Annotated in this window: 16 protein-coding genes and 1 pseudogene; 8 read left to right on the top strand and 9 right to left on the bottom strand. The window is 71.9% G+C overall.

Features of this window, described 5'->3' with window-relative positions; translation table 11 throughout:
- The 6 genes from AC1DU4_RS23845 to AC1DU4_RS23870 all read left to right on the top strand — a co-directional run.
- A partial coding sequence (locus AC1DU4_RS23845; protein ID WP_477844100.1) for a vWA domain-containing protein occupies positions 1 to 783 on the top strand: 783 nt, incomplete at its 5' end.
- Positions 784 to 812: 29 nt separating this feature from the next.
- Positions 813 to 1,433, top strand: a complete 621-nt coding sequence (gene cobO / locus AC1DU4_RS23850) for a cob(I)yrinic acid a,c-diamide adenosyltransferase (RefSeq protein ID WP_477844102.1) — start codon at positions 813 to 815, stop codon at positions 1,431 to 1,433.
- Positions 1,427 to 2,809: a cobyrinate a,c-diamide synthase gene (locus AC1DU4_RS23855; RefSeq protein WP_477844104.1), complete on the top strand. Its 1,383-nt coding sequence runs from the start codon at positions 1,427 to 1,429 to the stop codon at positions 2,807 to 2,809. The genes cobO and AC1DU4_RS23855 overlap by 7 nt, the downstream gene beginning before the upstream one ends.
- Positions 2,802 to 3,167, top strand: a complete 366-nt coding sequence (locus AC1DU4_RS23860) for a cobalamin biosynthesis protein (RefSeq protein WP_477844106.1) — start codon at positions 2,802 to 2,804, stop codon at positions 3,165 to 3,167. The genes AC1DU4_RS23855 and AC1DU4_RS23860 overlap by 8 nt, the downstream gene beginning before the upstream one ends.
- A 33-nt stretch (positions 3,168 to 3,200) precedes the next feature.
- A complete protein-coding gene (gene cobA, locus AC1DU4_RS23865; protein WP_072846388.1) occupies positions 3,201 to 4,427 on the top strand; it encodes a uroporphyrinogen-III C-methyltransferase in 1,227 nt (408 codons plus the stop codon).
- An 86-nt stretch (positions 4,428 to 4,513) separates the two neighbouring features.
- Complete coding sequence (locus AC1DU4_RS23870) at positions 4,514 to 5,917, top strand: MFS transporter (protein ID WP_477844126.1); 1,404 nt, start codon at positions 4,514 to 4,516, stop codon at positions 5,915 to 5,917.
- 70 nt (positions 5,918 to 5,987) lie between these two features.
- On the opposite strand, the pseudogene AC1DU4_RS23875 reads toward AC1DU4_RS23870, so the two are convergent.
- The 4 genes and pseudogenes from AC1DU4_RS23875 to yaaA all read right to left on the bottom strand — a co-directional run bounded on the left by AC1DU4_RS23875 (position 5,988) and on the right by yaaA (position 11,769).
- Positions 5,988 to 7,220, bottom strand: a pseudogene (locus AC1DU4_RS23875) (FAD-dependent oxidoreductase).
- 126 nt (positions 7,221 to 7,346) lie between these two features.
- A complete protein-coding gene (locus AC1DU4_RS23880; protein WP_477844108.1) occupies positions 7,347 to 8,291 on the bottom strand; it encodes a hypothetical protein in 945 nt (314 codons plus the stop codon).
- 208 nt (positions 8,292 to 8,499) lie between these two features.
- Positions 8,500 to 10,731 carry a hypothetical protein gene (locus AC1DU4_RS23885; RefSeq protein WP_477844110.1) on the bottom strand — a complete coding sequence of 744 codons (2,232 nt, stop codon included), beginning with the start codon at positions 10,729 to 10,731 and terminating at the stop codon, positions 8,500 to 8,502.
- A gap of 294 nt (positions 10,732 to 11,025) precedes the next feature.
- Entirely contained in the window at positions 11,026 to 11,769 is a 744-nt protein-coding gene (gene yaaA / locus AC1DU4_RS23890; protein WP_477844112.1) for a peroxide stress protein YaaA, read from the bottom strand.
- Positions 11,770 to 11,829: 60 nt separating this feature from the next.
- On the opposite strand from yaaA, the gene AC1DU4_RS23895 reads away from it, so the two are divergent.
- Both AC1DU4_RS23895 and AC1DU4_RS23900 read left to right on the top strand, forming a co-directional pair.
- A complete protein-coding gene (locus AC1DU4_RS23895; protein ID WP_477844114.1) occupies positions 11,830 to 13,575 on the top strand; it encodes a proline--tRNA ligase in 1,746 nt (581 codons plus the stop codon).
- Between the two features lie 125 nt (positions 13,576 to 13,700).
- The gene (locus AC1DU4_RS23900) at positions 13,701 to 13,856 is read left to right on the top strand and encodes a hypothetical protein (RefSeq protein ID WP_477844116.1); all 156 of its coding nucleotides are present in this window, start codon (positions 13,701 to 13,703) and stop codon (positions 13,854 to 13,856) included.
- A gap of 134 nt (positions 13,857 to 13,990) precedes the next feature.
- Here the strand turns inward: AC1DU4_RS23900 and AC1DU4_RS23905 are convergent, their stop codons facing one another.
- The 5 genes from AC1DU4_RS23905 to AC1DU4_RS23925 form a co-directional block, all read right to left on the bottom strand.
- Complete coding sequence (locus AC1DU4_RS23905; protein ID WP_477844118.1) at positions 13,991 to 14,548, bottom strand: hypothetical protein; 558 nt, start codon at positions 14,546 to 14,548, stop codon at positions 13,991 to 13,993.
- A 63-nt stretch (positions 14,549 to 14,611) separates the two neighbouring features.
- Entirely contained in the window at positions 14,612 to 15,427 is an 816-nt protein-coding gene (locus AC1DU4_RS23910) for an SDR family NAD(P)-dependent oxidoreductase (protein ID WP_477844120.1), read from the bottom strand.
- Positions 15,424 to 16,983, bottom strand: a complete 1,560-nt coding sequence (locus tag AC1DU4_RS23915; protein WP_477844122.1) for a succinic semialdehyde dehydrogenase — start codon at positions 16,981 to 16,983, stop codon at positions 15,424 to 15,426. Before AC1DU4_RS23915 ends, AC1DU4_RS23910 begins: the two co-directional genes overlap by 4 nt.
- Positions 16,984 to 17,011: 28 nt before the next feature.
- Complete coding sequence (locus AC1DU4_RS23920; protein WP_477844124.1) at positions 17,012 to 17,602, bottom strand: TetR/AcrR family transcriptional regulator; 591 nt, start codon at positions 17,600 to 17,602, stop codon at positions 17,012 to 17,014.
- Between the two features lie 21 nt (positions 17,603 to 17,623).
- Positions 17,624 to 18,967, bottom strand: coding sequence for a cytochrome P450 (locus tag AC1DU4_RS23925; RefSeq protein WP_477844128.1), 1,344 nt, complete (start codon positions 18,965 to 18,967; stop codon positions 17,624 to 17,626).
- Positions 18,968 to 18,981: the final 14 nt, after the last annotated feature.

Genomic DNA, 18,981 nt, shown 5'->3' on the forward strand with positions numbered 1-18,981 from the left:
CTGCAGATCCCCGGCGTCGGCGAGGGCGCGCCCGGCCGCCGCTCCCGGTCGCGGTCCCCGCAGGGCCGCACCGTCCGCTCCACCGCCGAGCGCGGGCACGGGCTGCACCTGGTCGGCACCCTGTTCGTCGCCGCCGAGCACCAGGTGGTGCGCGGCCGGACGGCGGGCCGAATGAAGTTGGCGCCCAGTGACATCCGGGGAGCGCACCGCGAGGGCCGCGAGGGCAACCTGGTGCTCTTCGTGGTCGACGCGTCCGGCTCGATGGCCGCCCGGGACCGGCTCTCCGCGGTCACCGGCGCCATCGTCTCGCTGCTGCGCGACGCCTACCAGCGCCGCGACAAGGTCGCCGTGATCACCGTCCGCGGCAGCTCCGCGGAGCTGGTGCTGCCGCCCACCTCGTCGGTGGACGTCGCGGTCCGGCGGCTGGCGTCGTTGCGCACCGGCGGCAAGACCCCGCTGGCGCAGGGATTCCTGGAGGCCCGCAGGGTCGTGCTCCGGGAGAAGGTCCGGGACCCGCAACGACGCGCCCTGGTGGTGGCGCTGACCGACGGCCGCGCCACCGGCGGCGTCGACCCGGTCCAGCGCGCGAAGGTCGCCGCCGGCCTGCTCGCCGACGCGTCGGTCGCCTCGGTGGTCGTCGACTGCGAGTCCGGGATGATCCGGCTCGGGCTGGCCCGCGAGCTCGCGACGGCGCTGCGTGGCGCGTACGTCCGGCTCGACGAGCTGTCGGCAGAGCAGGTGGCCGGCGTGGTGCGCGCCGGCACGTCCAAGTTCGCGGCCTGAGTTCGGCCGGAAGAGAAGGAGTCGTCACGATGCCCAAGGGAGTCCCGCTTCCGGAGAACGTCCCCGACGACGGTCTGACCACCCGGCAGCGCCGCAACGCGCCGGTGCTGGCCGTGCACACCGGGCCCGGCAAGGGGAAGTCGACCGCCGCGTTCGGGATGGCGCTGCGCGCCTGGAACCAGGGTTTCGACATCGGGGTGTTCCAGTTCGTCAAGAGTGCCAAGTGGAAGGTCGGCGAGGAGGCCGCGTTCCGCGCGCTCGGCGACCTGCACACCGCCACCGGCGTCGGCGGCCCCGTGCAGTGGCACAAGATGGGCGAGGGCTGGTCGTGGACCCGCAAGAAGGGCAGCGACGAGGACCACGCGCAGATCGCGCTGGAGGGCTGGCAGGAGATCGCCCGGCGAATTGCCAACGAGGAGCACCGTTTTTACGTCCTCGACGAGTTCACCTACCCGCTCAAGTGGGGCTGGGTGGACGTCGACGAGGTGGTGCGGGTGCTGCGGGACCGGCCCGGCAACCAGCACGTCGTGATCACCGGCCGGGACGCGCCGCAGGCGCTGATCGACGCCGCCGACCTGGTCACCGAGATGACGAAGGTCAAGMACCCGATGGACGCCGGCCGCAAGGGCCAGCGGGGTATCGAATGGTGACACCCGCGGTCGTGATCGCGGCCCCGGCGTCGGGCAGCGGAAAGACCACGGTGGCAACGGGTCTGATCGGTGCACTGCGCGCCGCCGGGGACCGGGTGGCGCCGTTCAAGGTCGGCCCGGACTACATCGACCCCGGTTACCACGGCCTGGCCGCGGGCCGGGTCGGCCGGAACCTGGACCCGGTCCTGGTGGGCGCCGACCGGATCGGCCCGCTGTACCGGCACGGCAGCGCCGGGTGCGACATCGCCGTCGTCGAGGGTGTGATGGGCCTGTTCGACGGCAAGATCTCCGACGTCGCGCCCGACGGCGCCGCCGAGGGGTCCACCGCGCAGGTGGCCACCCTGCTGGGGGCGCCGGTGGTGCTGGTGGTCGACGCCCGCGGGCACAGCCAGTCGCTGGCCGCGACGCTGCACGGCTTCGCGACCTTCGACGCCGGCGTGCGGATCGGCGGGGTGATCCTCAACCGGGTCGGCAGCGAGCGGCACGAGCAGGTGCTGCGGCAGGCCTGCGAGCGGGTCGGGGTGCCGGTGCTCGGCGCGGTCCCGCGGCTCGCCGAGCTCGCCGTCCCGTCCCGTCACCTCGGGCTGGTCACCGCCGTCGAGCACGGCGACGCCGCCACCGACGCGGTGGCCGCGATGACGGAGCTGATCGCCCGGCACGTGGACCTGGCCGCCGTGCGCGCGCTGGCCCGCGCGGGGGCGCCCGGCCCGGCCTGGGACGCCGTCGCCGAGGTCGGCGGGCCCGGCCCCRCCGCACCGGTGGTGGCGGTGGCGGGCGGCGCGGCCTTCACCTTCGGCTACGCCGAGCACCGCGAGCTGCTCGAGGCCGCCGGCGCGCGGGTGCGGGTGTTCGACCCCACCGTCGAGCAACTGCCCGCCGGCACCGCGGCGCTGGTCCTGCCCGGCGGCTTCCCCGAGGAGCACGCGCCGCAGCTCGCCGCGAACGCGGAGCTGCTGACCTCGGTGCGCGAGCTGGCCCGGCGCGGGATGCCGATCCACGCCGAGTGCGCGGGCCTGCTCTACCTGGCCCGGCGGCTCGACGGGCACCCGATGGCCGGGGTCATCGGGGTCGACGCCCAGTTCGGCACGAAACTGACCCTCGGCTACCGCGACGCGGTGGCGCTGGGGGACTCCGTGCTGCTCGAGGCCGGTGCCCGGGTGACCGGGCACGAGTTCCACCGCACCCGTCTCGACGTCACCGAGGTGGACGGCTGGACGCCCGCCTGGGGCTGGCGGGCCGCGGGGGCGTCGACCCGGGAGGGCTTCGCCGGCGGCGGCGTGCACGCGTCGTACCTGCACACGCACCCGGCCGGAAGTCCGCGGTCGGTGCGCCGATTCGTGGACGCAGCAACAGAATTCGAGGTATCTCATGGGTGATCTGGTGGTAGGAATCGGCGTCCGGGACGGGATGGACCCGGACGTGGTGCTCGCCGCGATCAGCGAGGTCATCGACGACCCGCAGGACCTCTACGCACTGGCGACGCTCGAGCGCAAGGCCACGGAGTCGTCGATCGCCGTCGCGGCCGCCGAGCTCGGGGTGCCGGTGCTCGGCTTCACCGCCGACGAGCTCGAGGCGGTCGAGGTGCCCACCCCGTCGGGCCGGGTCGCGGACGCGGTCGGCACGCCCAGCGTCGCGGAGGCCGCGGCCGTGCTCGGTTCGGGCGGCGGCGACCTGCTGGTGCCCAAGCGCGCCAGAAATGGCGTGACCGTGGCGGTGGCCCGTAATGTCTGGTGACCTACGAGACCTACCTCTGTGAAGGAGACCGAAGTGCCTGCAGCGGCCGCTGACGAGCCCAACTACCTGGTTGGACTCAACCTGACCGACCGTCGGGTGGTGGTCGTCGGCGGCGGCACCGTCGCCCAGCGTCGACTCGGACTGCTCGTCGCGTCCGGCGCGCGGGTGCACGTGGTCAGCCGGGCCGTCACCCCGGCGGTCGAGGGGATGGCCACCGGCGGCCAGATCACCGTCGAGCTGCGCGACTACGCAGACGGCGACCTGGACGGCGCCTGGTACGCCATCGCGTGCACCGACGAGCCGGAGACCAACGCCGCCGTCGTCGCCGAGGCGGAGCGCCGCAGGATCTTCTGCGTGCGCGCCGACAGCGCCCGCAACGGCACCGCCGTCACCCCGGCCACCGCGACTTTCGACGGCCTCGAGGTGGGCGTGCTCGCGGGCGGCCGGCACCGGCGCTCGGCCGCCGTGCGCACCGCGATCGTCGACGCGCTGCAGTCCGGGTCGATCTCGGACGACGCCGAGCCGCACGTCGCGGGCGTCGCGCTGGTCGGCGGCGGCCCCGGCGACCCGGACCTGATCACCGTCCGCGGCCGGCGGCTGCTGGCCCGCGCCGACGTGGTGGTCGCGGACCGGCTGGCCCCGCCGGAGCTGCTGGCCGAACTCGGCCCGCAGGTCGAGGTCATCGACGCCGCGAAGATCCCGTACGGCCGGGCGATGGCGCAGGAGGCCATCAACGCCGCGCTGATCGACAACGCCAAGGCCGGCAAGTTCGTGGTCCGGCTCAAGGGCGGCGACCCGTACGTCTTCGGCCGCGGCTTCGAGGAGCTCGAGGCCTGCGCGGCGGCCGGGGTCCCGGTCACCGTGGTGCCCGGCATCACCAGCGCCATCTCGGTGCCGTCCGCGGCCGGCATCCCCGTCACCCACCGCGGCGTCACCCACGAGTTCGTGGTGGTCAGCGGACACGTCGCGCCGGACCACCCGGACTCGCTCACCGACTGGTCGGCGCTGGCCCGGCTCAAGGGCACCCTGGTGCTGCTGATGGCCGTCGAGCGGATCGAGAAGTTCGCGGACGTGCTGATGGCGGGCGGCCGGCCCGCCGAGACGCCGGTCACCGTGGTGCAGGAGGGCACCACCCGCTCGCAGCGGGTGCTGCGCGCCGACCTGGCGACCGTCGCGGCCCGGGTCCGCGAGGAGGAGATCCGGCCGCCGGCGATCATTGTCATCGGGCCGGTGGCGGGCTTTTCTGTTGACGCTGGGTAACGTGATCGTCCGTGCCTGAAACCACCGCAGTGAAGTACCCCGTGACCACGAGGGCATTCGGGCTGGCCATCGTCGTCCTCGGCGGCATGCAGCTCATGATGGTGCTCGACGGCACCGTCGCCTCCCTGGCCCTGGCCCGCATCCAGGACGACCTGATTCTGAGCGATTCCGGCCGGAACTGGGTGATCACCTCGTACGCGCTGACCTACGGCGGTCTGATGCTGCTCGGCGGCCGGCTCGGCGACGCGTTCGGGCGCAAACGGGTCTTCATCGGCGGTGTCGCGCTGTTCACCCTGGCCTCGTTGTTCTGCGGGATCGCGGTGGGGGAGTTCACCCTGATCGCCGCGCGCGCCCTGCAGGGCGTCGGCGCCGCGATCGCCTCGCCCACCGCGCTGGCACTGGTCGCGACGACGTTCGCGCCGGGCCCCGTGCGCAACCAGGCGATCGCGATCTTCGCGGCGATGACCGGGATCGGGTCGGTCACCGGCCTGATCGTCGGCGGGGCGCTGACCGAGGTGTCCTGGCGGTGGATCTTCCTGATCAACGTGCCGATCGGGCTGCTGATCATGGGGCTGGCTTTCGGCTCGCTGGTGGAGACCAGCGCCGAGCGACTGCGCCTGGACGTCCCCGGCGCGATCCTCGCGACCCTCGGCTGCACCGGCATCGTGTTCGGGTTCACCGAGGGCGCCGAGCTGGGCTGGGCGAGTCCCGCGGTGATCGTCGCGCTGGTCGGCGGTGCCGCGCTGCTGGCGGCGTTCCTCGTCGTCGAGCGCCGGGCCGAGAACCCGCTGCTGCCGTTCTCGCTGTTCCGCAACCGGGACCGGGTCGCGACGTTCGCGGCGATCGCGCTCGTCGGCGCGGTGATGTTCAGCCTGGCCCCCTTCGTCGCGCTGTTCGTCCAGGACATCCTCGACTTCACCCCGCTGCGCGCCGGCCTGGCGTTCGTGCCGTTCGCGTTCGGGCTCGGCGCGGCGGCCTTCGTGGCGTCCAAGCTGGCGATGCGGATCCAGCCGCGCTGGCTGGTGGTGACCGGCACCGTGATCACCGCGCTGGGGCTGTTGTACGGCTCCACGCTGGACTCCTCGTCGAGCTACATGCAGGACATGTTCGCGCTGGTCATGGTGATCGGCTTCGGGGTGGGCCTGGCCGTGGTGCCGCTGCCGCTGTGCGCGATCGCCGGGGTCGGGCAGCACGAGATCGGCCCGCTGGCCGCGATCGCCCAGGTGGCGCAGGTGCTGTTCGGCCCGATCGGGTTGGCGATCGTCGGCGCGATGGCCACCTCGCGGACCCTCTCGCTGGGCGGCATCTCGGGCCCGGCGGCCGACATGACGCCGGACCAGCTCGACGCGCTGAGCTCGGGCTACACGTTCGCGCTGCTCGGCTGCGCGATCTTCGCCGCGCTGGCCGCCGTCGTCGCGCTGTTCATCCGGTTCACCCCCGAAGAGGTCGCGCAGGCGCAGGCCGCGGAGAAGGCCGCGCAGGAGGCGTAGGCGGCTGCGCCGCCCGTGCGCGGATGTCCTACGGACCCGTCAGACGCGCACGAGCAACGGAGCTGCCTGGTCAGCGCCGGGCCGCGGCCGGTGGGCGTTCGCGCACCGCGCCGTAGGCGAAGAAGTAGCCGGGCAGCCGCGAGAGTCCCGGGGTCGCCATGATCGCCCGCACCACCCGCGGCGCAGGCCGTGCGGCGTCCGCGGAGACGGTCCCCGCCAGCGCCGGCGAGATGACCCTGGCGTGCGCGAGGCGCTGTAACGCCTGCGTTGCGGCGGCGGTCGGCCAGCGACGGCGCTGGACCCGGCGCAGGTCCCCCGAAGTGACCGTGTCCGTCATCAGGGGCGCGGCGAGATGCCGGGCGGCGGCGACCGCGTCCTGGACGGCCAGGTTGATGCCGATGCCGAAGATCGGCGACATCGCGTGCGCCGCGTCTCCGATGCACAGCAGTCCCGGCAGGTGCCAGTGCCGTAACCGGTCGAGCCGCACGTCGAGGAGTTGCACCTGGTCCCAGGACCGCAGTGCGTGCACGCGCCCGCCGAGCCAGGGTGCGGTGTCCGCGAACTGGCCCCGGAACCGGTCGAGTCCGGCGGCACGTCGCTCGGCGTCCGTGCCCTTGGGGATCATGACGGCGCACTGCCAGTAGTCGCCGCGGTCGATCATCGCGGTGAGGAAGCGGTCTCCGGCGTTGCCGACGAGTCCCTCCGGATCCTGCGGTGAGCGCGGCTGCCGGAACCACCAGGCGTCCATGGGGCAGCGGAACTGCCGCAGTCGCAGTTCGGGAAGTTGCCGCGCCAGCGAGCCGCGGCCGTCGCACGCGACGGTGAGCGCGGCACGCAGTTCGCCGACGGTGCCGTCCGGCGTGCGGTACCGGACGCCGGCGACCCGCCCGTCCTCGCGGAGGAACGAGATCGCCTCGGTGCTCATCCGCAGGTCGAAGTCGAGTTCGTTGCGTCCCTCGTCCGCGAGCAGGTTCAGCAGGTCCCACTGGGGCACCATCGCGATGTACTTGTACCGGCCGGGCAGCGTGTCGAAACGGCCGACGGTGAGCCGCGTCCCGTCCCGGCCGACGGGCTACTGGACCGTGTGCACGTGACGCTGGGGCAGCCGCGCAAACCGCTCGCCGAGGCCGAGATCGTCCAGCAGCGACAGCGTCGAGGGATGCACGGTGTCACCACGGAAGTCACGGAGAAAGTCGCCGTGCTTCTCGAGGACCGTGACCGGCACACCGCACCGCGCGAGCAGCAGCCCGAGGACCATCCCGGCGGGACCCCCGCCCACTACGCAACACGTGGTCCGCTCCATCCGCACCGTTCCCCTTCCGTCCAGTCTGCGCCCGTGCGCCCGCGGCGGCCTCAAAAGGTCTGGCCTCCGCTCCGGAGAGCGAAGGCCAGACCTCAGTGGTGAAGCGGTCTCAGTTCTGGTGCGACGTCACAGCCAGGCCAGCACCGGAGCGACCGGCAGGCTCTTGCCGGCGACGGTCCGGAACTCCGAGGCAGCCGTGGCCGCGGGTGCCGCGAAGCTCACCGGGGTCTTGGTGTCCTGGGTGCGGTCGGCGGAGCCGTGGGCGGCGACGGTGTAGATCGAGCAGGTGTTGGCGAGGCAGTCCGAGCCGTTGACGACGGCGGCGGCGTCGACGGTGGCGGTCCAGGCGCCGCCGACGATCTGGGTCGGACGGATGAATGCGGTCGTCATCCAGGCGCCGGCGTCGGTGACGGAGAACTTGCTGTCCTGGACGAGGCCGACGTAGATGCCCGGGCCGGTGCCGGAGAAGCCGGTGCCGGAGACGGTGATGGTCTCGCCGGCCGCGGCGACGTCGGTGGCCGTCGACAGCGTCACCGCCGGTCCGGCGGGCACGACGACGGGTGCCTTGAAGGTGACCGGGGTCTTGGTGTCCTGGGTGCGGTCGGCGGAGCCGTGGGCCGCGACGGTGTAGATCGAGCAGGTGTTGGCGAGGCAGTCCGAGCCGTTGACGACGGCGGCGACGTCGATGGTGGCGGTCCAGGCGCCGGCGGTGATGTCGGCGGGCTTGAGCCACTTGGTGGTCATCCACGCGGTCGAGTCGGTGGCGGAGTACTTGCTGTCCTGGATGAGCCCGACGTAGAGGCCGGCGCCGGCGCCGGAGAAGCCCGTGCCCGAGACGGTGACGGTGTCGCCGGCGGCGGTGAGGTCGGTGGACTTCGACAGCGTCACTGCCGGTGCCGGATCCTCGGTCCCCGGGCCTTCGGGCTCCGGGGTACTGGAACCGACGCTGCCCAGCGATCCGGTGTCGATGTCGCCGAACGGGGTGGTGAACGCTCCTGCGACGCCGGCGGACATCGTCCACGCGATCGTGGCGGCAACGGCCGCGGTCGCTGCCTTGTTGAACGTGCGCATGTTCCTGCTTTCTTGTGTGAGCCGCCGTGACGGCATCAGCTACGGGGGAGAGTTAGGAAAAGCTAACCTAAGTTCCGGTCGTTTGTCCAGGGACGAATCGGACGAATCTGACCACGTTCGACGGCAATTCGTGGGAATGAATCCGCAGGTCATGGCAGATTTGGGCGCGTCAGTACCCCGACCGTCGGTCGGTCGTGTGCGCGGGCGGTTACGAGCTCCGGCGGCGTACTGCGAACGTCGTTGCCACGGCGATCGCGGCTCCGACGCCGCCCCCGATCAGGAGCGGCGCGATCCAGGCGGTGCCCTCCGTGAACGTGCTGGAGAGACTGCGGAGGGCGGCGGGGGAGTCGGAGCCGCCCGAAGCCGAGGTTCCGTCGGCCGCGGCCAGGGCGGCCTCCTTCGCGCCTGCCGGGTCGTCGCCGAAGGTGACGGGCGTCTGGCTGTCCTGGCTGCGGTCACTCGAGCCGTGGGCGGCAATGGTGTAGACGGAACAGGCGTTCTTGGTGCAGTCGGAGTCGCTCTTGACGGCCATCACGTCCATGGTGGTGGACCAGGCGCCGTCGACGATCTTGTTCGGCGTGATGAACGCCGTGGTCATCCAGGCCCCCGCGTCGGTGGTGGAGAACTTGTCGTCCTGGATCAGGCCGGCGTAGATGCCGGGGCCGCTGCTGGAGAACCCGGTGCCCGAGATGGTGATGGTGTCGCCGTCGACCTTGAGGCCGCTCGACTTCGACAGGGTGACTGCCACGCTGTTTCCCGCTCCCACCTTGCCCTTCGTCGAGACCGCCGTGCCCACCTTCGCCCCGCCCGCTGTGTTGTTGGAGGCGGGATTGACCGCCAGCTTGCCGGTTGTGTCCGGCGCCACGCCGCCGGCGAAGCTCACCGGGGTTCGGGAGTCCTGGCTGCGGTCACTCGAGCCGTGTGCGGCGACGGTGTAGATCGAGCAGGTGTTGCTCATGCAGTCGAAGTCGCCCACGACAGAGGGGAGTTCCATGGTGGTGGACCAGTTGCCGCCGGAGATCGCCTCCGGTTTGAGGAAGGCGGTAGTCATCCACGCCGACGCGTCGGTGGCGGAGAATCGGTTGTCCTGGACGAGGCCGACGTACAGGCCGGGTGCCGCTCCGGAGAATCCGGAACCGGAAATGGTGACGGTCTCGCCGGCCGGCGCGAGGTCGGTGCCCTTCGACAGCGTCACCGACAGGTTGGGGTTGGAGGTCACCGTGCCGCCGCCGGTTCCGGGACTGCCTCCCGCGGGGGTGCCGGGACCGGCGGGTGCGTCGGGTGCTCCCGGGGTTCCGGGTGCTCCTGGGGTACCGGGTCCGGCCGGTGCGTCGGGTCCTGCCGGGGTTTCGGGGGTCCCGGGTCCGGCGGGTGTGCCGGGTCCCGCCGTGCCGCCGCCGAAGCTGATGCGGGTGACGGTGTCCTGGCTGCGGTCGGACGACCCGTGGGCGGCCAGGGTGTAGACGGCGCAGGCGTTGGCGATGCAGTCGCTACCGGCGAACGTGGACGAGACGTTGAGCTTTGCCGACCAGGATCCGCCCGGCATGTCGGACGGCTTGATGAACTTCGCGTCCTGGAAGACCGAGGCGTCGGTGACCGAGAACCGGTTCATCTGGGCGACACCGATGTAGAGACCCGGCCCGGAGGTCGAGAAGCCGCGGCCCGTGACGGTGATCGTGTCGCCGGCGGCGTTGAGTCCGCTGGTCCGGTCGGCGCTCACGCTCGGCCCGCTGCCCGTCGGGGGCTTGGCGGTCGTCGTCGGAGGCTTGGCCGTCGTCGTCGTGGTGGTCGGAGGCTTGGTGGTCGTGGTGGGCGGTGCCGTCGTCGTGGTGGTCGGCGGCTTGGTGGTCGTGGTGGGCGTCGCCGTGGTGGTCACCGGGGGCTTGGTGGTCGTGGTAGGCGGCGCCGTGGTGGTCGTGGTCGTCGTCGGAGGCGGGGTCGTCGTGGTCGTGGGCGGCGGCGTGGTGGTCGTGGGCGCCGCGGCGAAGGTCACCCGATTCTGCGTGTCCTGGGTGCGGTCCGACGAGCCGTGCGCGGCGACGGTGTAGATCGAGCAGGAGTTCACGGTGCAGTCCGAGCCACCGCTGACGGCCATCACCTCGACCGAGGTGGACCACGCGCCGCCGCTGATCTCGCTGGACCGGATGAACACCGTGGAGATCCAGGCGTCGGCGTTGGTGGTGGAGAACATGTTGTCCTGGGCGAGGCCGACGTAGATGCCGGCGCCCGCGCCGGAGAATCCGGTGCCCGAGACGCTGATGGTCTCGCCGTCGACGTTCAGGCCGGTCGACTTGCCGACGGTCGTGACCGCAGGGCCGGAGGCGGCCTGGGTGGCCGTGTCGCCGGAGATATCGGGGTTGGCGACGGCAACGCCCGCCGGCGCCGTCAATGCCATGGCGACCGCCATGGTCGCGAATGCGGCCCTGCCTAACGCGCGCATCTTCCTACTTCCTGGTCATAGCCGCAGGTCACGGCACCGTATGGAGTAAAGAATTCTGGTGAGGTTAGCCTATATTTGGCTAGGTGAGGCTAAGTTACCTGACCGGACGTCCAAGTTGGTGGGCTACGTCTCTGGACGCATCGCCCGAAGAGGTCAGGGGTCTTGCCCCGGCGGGCTGGACGAGGAATCGGAGGAGCGGCTGTGGCCGGTCGTTGGAACGACGAAGGCCTCCTGTCGTGACTCGCAGACAGGAGGCCTTCGCGGTGCGCGCCGTGCGCATGTCGGTTGGTGTGGCTAGGTCAGGACGACCAGTTCGGTTGCCGAGCTGATCTCCACGGTCAGTCCGGCCTTCGTCGCCACTCGGGCGAGGCCCTTGATGTCGGTCGGCTCGGCGCGGGACAGCAACAGGGCGCGAGCCAACAGGCCCTTGTGATGCTTGTTGAAGTGGCTGACGACGGAACGGCTGCCGTCGGGCTTGACGGTGAGCACGGTTGCGGTGACCGCGCCGGGGACCGGCCCGAGTTGCTGGTAGGTGCCGGAGCGCAGGTCCACCACCAGGCCGCCGTCCGCCTCCGCGGACAGCGCGGCGGACAGTTCCGGCTTCCACAGTGACTGCAGGGTGCCGAAGCCCGGGAGCCTGGAGCCGCCGGACAGCCGGTAGGCGGGGATCGGGTCGCCGGCCCGGACCGCGCCGAACAGCGCCGACCCCATCGCGAGCCGCCGGTACGCCTTCTCCCGCTGGACCTTGGTGAACGCCTTCGCGTCGAGCGCGTCGAACAGCACTCCCGTGTAGCGCTCGAGCGCGGGCCGGGTCGGGGAGACCCAGAGCTTCGCGTTGCGCTCGACCTCGTCGGTCTGGTGGGCGCTCAGACCCAGTGCGACGCTGGACGCGTCGGTGTCGGCGGACAGCTCGACGAGGGCATCGACCAGAGCCTCGCGGGTCGCCGTCAGGGTGGGCAGGGACAGTTCGCCCAGGTCGAGCGGGGCGCCCTTGCCGCCGTCGGACTTGGTCTCGGAAGGGGGCAGCAGAACCAGCACGAGCGGCAACGGTACCGGGTGCGCGCGGCGGCCCGCATCGGGCGACTAGTCTGATACCCCGTGATCACCCGCCTTTCGCACCTGTTCCTCCGCACGCTGCGTGACGATCCCGCCGACGCCGAGGTTGCCAGCCACAAGCTGCTCGTCCGGGCCGGCTACGTCCGCCGAATCGCGCCGGGTGTGTACTCCTGGCTGCCGCTGGGCCTGCGGGTCCTGCGCGAGGTCGAGCGGGTGGTCCGCGAGGAGATGGACGCGATGGGCGCGCAGGAGATCCTGCTGCCCGCGCTGCTGCCGCGCGAACCCTACGAGACGTCGAACCGCTGGACCGAGTACGGCGCCGGGCTGTTCCGTCTCAAGGACCGCAAGGGCAACGACTACATGCTCGGCCCCACCCACGAGGAGCTCTTCGCGCTCACCGTCAAGGGCGAGTACAACTCCTACAAGGACTTCCCGGTCACTTTGTACCAGGTGCAGACCAAGTACCGCGACGAGGAGCGGCCCCGCGCCGGCATCCTGCGCGGCCGCGAGTTCGTGATGAAGGACTCGTACTCCTTCGACCTCACCGACGAGGGCCTGACCGCGTCGTACCAGGCGCACCGCGACACCTACGAGCGGATCCTGGCCCGGCTCGGCGTCAAGTACGTCATCGTCTCCGCGACCTCGGGTGCGATGGGCGGCAGTGCCTCGGAGGAGTTCCTGGCCGAGAGCGCGATCGGCGAGGACACCTACGTCCGTTGCCTCGAGTCCGGCTACGCCGCGAACGTCGAGGCCGTCAAGACGCTGGCGCCCGAGGCGATCCCGTTCGACGGGCTGCCCGACGCGAAGGTGTACGACACCCCCGGCACCGAGACCATCGACACTCTCGTCGAGTGGGCCAACGGCGCGGACCTCGGCAAGACCGTGACCGGCGCCGACACCCTGAAGAACATCATGGTCAAGACCCGGGTGCCGGGCGGGGAGTGGGAACTGCTCGCCATCGGCATCCCCGGCGACCGTGAGGTCGACGAGAAGCGCCTCGAGGCCTCGCTGGAGCCGGCCGAGTACGTGCTCATCACCGAGACCGACTTCAAGAACAACCCGTTCCTCGTCAAGGGCTACATCGGCCCGAAGGCGTTGCAGGAGAACGGTATCCGCTACCTCGTCGACCCGCGCGTGGTCGACGGCACCAGCTGGATCACCGGCGCCGACGAGGAGGGCAAGCACGTCGTCGGCCTCGTCGCCGGCCGCGACTTCACCCCGGACGGCACCATCGAGGCCGCCGAGGTGCGCGACGGCGACCCGTCGCCCGACGGCGCCGGACCGCTGGTCGCGGCCCGCGGCATCGAGGTCGGTCACGTCTTCCAGCTGGGCCGCAAGTACACCGACGTGTTCTCCGTCGACGTGCTCGGCGAGAACGGCAAGCCGGTCCGGCCCACCATGGGCTCCTACGGCATCGGCGTCTCGCGCCTGGTCGCGGTGATCGCCGAGCAGATGCACGACGAGAAGGGCCTGCGCTGGCCGGCCGAGGTGTCGCCGGCGAACGTGCACCTGGTGATCGCGAACAAGGACGACGCCGCCCGCGAGGGTGCCGAGGGCCTGGCCGCCGAACTGGACCGGGCCGGGCTGTCGGTGATCCTCGACGACCGCAAGGCCTCGCCGGGCGTGAAGTTCAAGGACTCCGAGCTGCTCGGGATCCCGCTGGTGGTCGTCGTCGGCCGCGGCTGGGCCGACGGCAAGGTGGAGCTGCGCGACCGCTTCACCGGCGAGTCCCGCGAGGTCGACGCCGACGGCGCGCTGGCGGAGATCCTCGCCGCCGTCCGCGGCTGACCCGAAACACCTGCAGTACCGGACCGGGCCGTCAGCTCTGACGGCCCGGTCCCGTGCGTTGAGCGGGAATTGCCGGTCCTACGGATCGACGCCCTACGGATCGGAATCGAAGCACCGTCCTCGCTGTGTCCGCGATCCTCGCCGCGGGGAGCTCGGTCGCGTCCGCGGTGACCCCTTGGGAAATCCTCGGTGCAGCGTGTACCAGGTTCGCGGCCGAACCCAACGACGATCCGATGAACTTCTCCGACTGTGCGGGCGCGGACCTGAGCAACACCGAGTAGGTGCCGGATTCGGGACCTACACGGTCACAGTCGAATCGCCGGCGACCGGCTCGCTCGGATCACTCGGCTTGCCGTTCTTCGGTAGCTAGATCGGCCCATTCGCGCCCGCCCCACCGCGCCACTGGACCGGGCCGTCAGCCGACGGCCCGGTCCAGTGCGTTCAGGCGGGCATCCTCCGCCGCCACCCGGCGCCGCTGCACGATCACGTGGGTGCCCCCGGCCACCGCGACCGCCCCGGCCGCCGCGGGCAACACCCAGCCGGCGTCCGGGACGTGGTGTGAGATCGCGGCGGTGAGCTCGACGACGCCGCGGAAGCCCCCGGTGCAGTAGTAGGCGAGCGCGCCCGCGGCCACCCAACGGGCCTGCAGCGCAGCGACATTGACCAGCGCCCGCCGCGGTTCGAGTCCCAGTTGTGCGCGGCGCTGGGACTCGCGGACCGCCGCCCGGTCCTGCGCGGTGGCCCGGGCGGCGAGTGGAAGCACCAGCACCGCGGCGCAGGCCAGGACGAGGGCGGTCTCGCCCGTGGGGCCCCGGCGCAGGGACACGGCCGCGAGCGTCAGCAGTCCGGCGGCCAGCGCGTACGTCCGGACGCGGGCCCACAGGTCCGCGCGCAGTGCAGGATCGCGGCGCAGTCGCCGGTAGCCGACGAACCCCACCGCGGACAGGGCGAGCAGCAGGACGGCGGTGAACATGTGGACGAGGCCCCTCGGGTCGGTGTGGTGAAGGCCTGGATCGTCCCACAGTCGGCCGGTGGGTCAGCGGCGGAGGCGGGCGTCGTACTCGGCGCGGTCGGCGTCGACGTCCAGGAACACCCGGTCGAGCCCGGTGACCTTCCGCATCCGGCGGGCGAGCGGCCGCGGCAGCAGCGGCCACGCCAGCACCGCGGACAGCCGGCCCGGCACCACGGCGCGGCGACGTCCGGTGCGCAGCACCGCCACCACGGCGTCGGCGACCCGTTCCGGCGGGATCGGCGCGATCAGCCGGCCCGGGTGGGTGCCGGTCAGCAGGCCGGTGTCGGTGAACGACGGCAGCACCGTGCTCACCCGCACCCCGAGCGGTGCCAGTTCGGCGTCGGCCGCGTCACCGAAGCACAGCACCGCGGCCTTGGTGGCGTTGTAGACGGCCATGCCCGGCACCGGGATGCAGCCCGCCACCGAGGCGACGTTGACGATCCGGCCACCGCCGGACGCCGCCATGGCCCGGCCGGCGGCGCGGGTGCCGTTCAGCACCCCGCGCAGGTTGACGTCGACGGTCGTGTCGACGATCTCGTCGTCCTGGTCGAGCAGCGCGCCGAGCGGCATCACCCCGGCGTTGTTCACCCAGCCCCACGGCTGCCCGACGCTCGACTGCACACCGGTGAGGAAGGCCTGCACCGACGCGCGGTCGGTGACGTCGAGGACGGCGCCGTGCAGGCCGTCGGCCTCGGCAGTGCGCCGCACCGCGGCCTCGTCGACGTCGCCGATCGCGACCCGGGCGCCGGCCTCGCGCAGCGCCTGCGCGGTGGCCCGGCCGATGCCCCGCGCCCCGCCGGTGACCACGACGACCCGGCCGGTGAGGTCGGTTCTGCTCATGGGTGGATCTCCTTCGGGTCGTGGATCCTTCGGTGCCGCACCGCGACCAGCGCGCGGGTGCCGGCGTTCATCGCCCGCAGCAGCGGCCCGCGCAACCGGTCCGGGTAGGCGGTGGCGACGCGCTGGGTGGTGACGGTCTGCGGTTCGGTGTAGCGGACGATGCCCTCGCGGCCGTGCCGTCGGCCGGACCCGCTGGTGCGCATGCCGCCCATCGGGGCGCCCAGCGAGGCGATCGCCGACAGGTATCCGTCGTTGACGTTCACCGAACCGGCGACCACCTCGGCCGCGATCCGGCGGCCGCGCCGCAGGTCCCGGGTCCAGACGCTGGCGCTGAGGCCGTACTCGCCGTCGTTGGCCAGCCGGACCGCCTCCGCGTCGGACGCCACCCGGTGCACGGAGACCACGGGGCCGAAGGTCTCCTCGGCGTACACCGCCATCTCCGGGGTGACACCGGTGAGCACGGTCGGCTCGTGGAAGAGCGGGCCCAGGTCCGGCCGGGCCCGGCCGCCGGTGCGCACGGTCGCGCCCTTGGACACCGCGTCCGCGACGTGCTTTTCGGTGGCCTCGAGCTGACGCAGCGAGGTGAGCGAGCCCATGTCCACGTCGTAGCCGTACCCGGCGCCGACCCGCAGCCGGGCGGTGCGGGCGGTCAGTTCGGCGAGGAAGCGCTCGAACACCTTCTCGTGCACGTAGATCCGCTCGATCCCGATGCACATCTGCCCGGCGTTGGAGAACACCGCCTGCACCGCGCCGCGGGCGGCGGCGGTGACGTCGGCGTCCGCGCACACGATCATCGGGTTCTTGCCGCCGAGCTCGAGCGAGGCCCCGATCAGCCGGTCGGCGCAGCGCCGGGCGATCTCCCGGCCGGTGGCGGTCGAACCGGTGAAGCTGAGGTAGTCCACCGCGTCCACCAGTGCGGGCCCGAGCAGCCGTCCGGGGCCGGCGACCACCTGCCACACCGGCTCGGGCAGCCCGGCCCGCACGGCCAGCTGCCGCGCGTAGAGCAGGGTCAGCGGGGCCTGCGAGTCCGCCTTGCTGAGCACGGCGTTGCCGGCCAGCAGCGCCGGGATCACGTCCCCGACGGCCAGGAACAGCGGGTAGTTCCACGGGGCAATCACCCCGACCAGCCCCTTGGGGCGGTAGCCGACGCGGGCGGTCACCAGGCCGGGCACCGCGCCGCGGGTGCGGCGTTCGCCGAGGTAGCCGGCGCTGTGCGCGGCGTAGTGCAGCGCGGTGACGACGACGCCCTGCACCTCCACCGCCGCGTGGATGCGGGCCTTGCCGGTCTCCCACTGCATGAGGTCGCAGAGCCGGTCGTGGTGCTCGACCAGCAGCCGGGCGAAGCGGGCCGCGACCGCCTGCCGGTCCCGGACCGGCCGGGCCGCCCACTGCCGCTGCGCCGTTCGGCCGACGGCCGCCGCGGCGGCAACGGACTCGACCGGGGTCTGCGGGACCGCGGGGAGCGGCTCGCCGGTGAACGGTGCGGCGGCGCAGGAGAACTCGGTGGATGCGGGCAGCTGGTCCAGCAGGGCGTCGAGGGCGGTCGTGGTCAGCACGGCGCACCTGCTCGGGTGCGGCCGACGGTCACCACACGAGTCGGGCGAGGTACCTCTCGGCGTAGCGGCGCACCGCGGCGGGGTCGGTGCTGTCCAACTGCCCGTGGGGGAGCAGCATCAGTGACATCGCGACGCGGATGAGTATCTCCGAGACCGCGAGCAGGTCCTCCTCGGGCATCTCGGCGCCGCTGTGCCGCAGCGTCGCGGCGACCCGGACCGAGGTGACCGCGATCGGCGCCCCCTCCGTGCGGGTGGCCACCTCGACCATCAGCTCCGGCTCGCTCTCGAGGATCCGTCCGAGCAGCGGAATCTCCCGCGTCAGCTCGATGCCCCGGGCGAAGCACTCGACCACGGCGCGGGCCGGGTCGAGCTCCCGGGCGACGAGGTCGAGCTGGTCGAAGAACAGCCCCGCCTCCCGCAGGATCAGCACCTCGACCAGGGCGTCCTTGTTCGGGAACCGCCGGTAGAGGGTGCTGCGGCTGATCCCCGCGCGCTTGGCGACGTCGTCCATGTTGGTGCGCCGGATCCCGTAGCGCTCGAACTCGTCGCGGGCGGCGTCGAGCATCGCCTGCTCCGCGGTCGCGGCGGGCACTGCAACGGGTCCTGGTCGGGTTGTCATCGTGCGCCAGCATATCCATCGTCAGATCGCCCGCAGCGTCACCGGCAGGCGGTCCTTCGGGACCGGCAGCGTGGAGTTGTCGAGCTTCCAGGTGTAGTCCGCGGGTACCGACCACTCGTACTCGAGCAGCAGGTTGTGCATGATCGTCTTGATCTCCATCTGGGCGAAGTACAGGCCGATGCACTTGTGCACGCCGCCGCCGAAGGGCATCCACGCGTAGCGGTGCGACTTGTCCTCGGCGCGTTCGGGGGAGAAGCGGTCCGGGTCGAAGCGTTCGGGATCGGTCCACAGGTCCGGGTTGTGGTGGTTGACCATGCCCACCGCGCTGACGTAGGTGCCCTTCGGGACGAAATGCCCGTTGATCTCGGTGTCCTCCAGCGCCCGTCGGGCCAGTCCGGGCACCGGCGAGTTCAGCCGGAGAGATTCCTTCATCACGGCGTCGAGCACCGTGAACTCGCCGAGGTTGTCGTAGTTGATCTCACGCGGCAGCGAACGCGACTGGGCCCGCGCCCGGTCCTGCCACTCGGGATGTTTGGCCAGGTAGTACGCCATGGTGGTGAGGGTGATCGTCGAGGTGTCGTGCGCGGCCATCAGCACGAAGATCATGTGGTTGACCACGTCGTCGTCGGTGAAGGTGTGACCCTCCTCGGACCGGGCGTGGCAGAGCACCGAGAAAAGGTCGGTCGTCTCGGCGGCGCGCTTGGCGGGGAGGTGCCGGCGGAAGAACTCCTCGAGCACGCGACGGCCGGCCAGCCCCTTGGACCACTTGGTTCCCGGAATGTCCTTGCGGATGATGGACATTCCGGCGTTGACGCAGTCGACGAAGGCCTTGTTGATCCGATCGGCCTCGTCGCGCGGCAGATCCATCCCGAGGAAGATCGCCAGGGCCAGGTCCAGGGTGAGGGCCTTGAGCTCGTCCAGGACGAGCACGTTCGTGCCGGTGGGAAGGCGTTCGACGCCCCGGCGCAGCATCGGCTGCATCTCGTCCAGGTAGCCGCGCAGGTGCTTGTTGTTGAAGGCCTGTTGCAGGATCAGCCGGTGGTGGCGGTGCTCCTCGAAGTCCATCAACAGGATGCCGCGGCGGAAGAAGGGGCCGATGAGGAAACCCCAGGCGGGTTCGGCGGCCAGCGCCTTCTGCCGGTTCATGGCCACCGCCTCGGTGCCGTCGGCCGTGAGCGGGACGGCGAACACCAGGCCGAACGCCTTGACGTAGGTGATGTCCCCGAAGGCCGCGCGGCGGCGGGCCACCAGCTCGATCGGGTTGCGGAAGAACCGGAGGAGTTCGAGCACCCCGGGGTCGCCGGTGCCGTAGATCGGCTTCAGGTCGCTGCCGGCGGGGGGCGGGGCCAGCACGTTGGTGCGCACAGTCGATCTCCTAG

The organism is Rhodococcus sp. P4_F5, assembly GCF_056401315.1.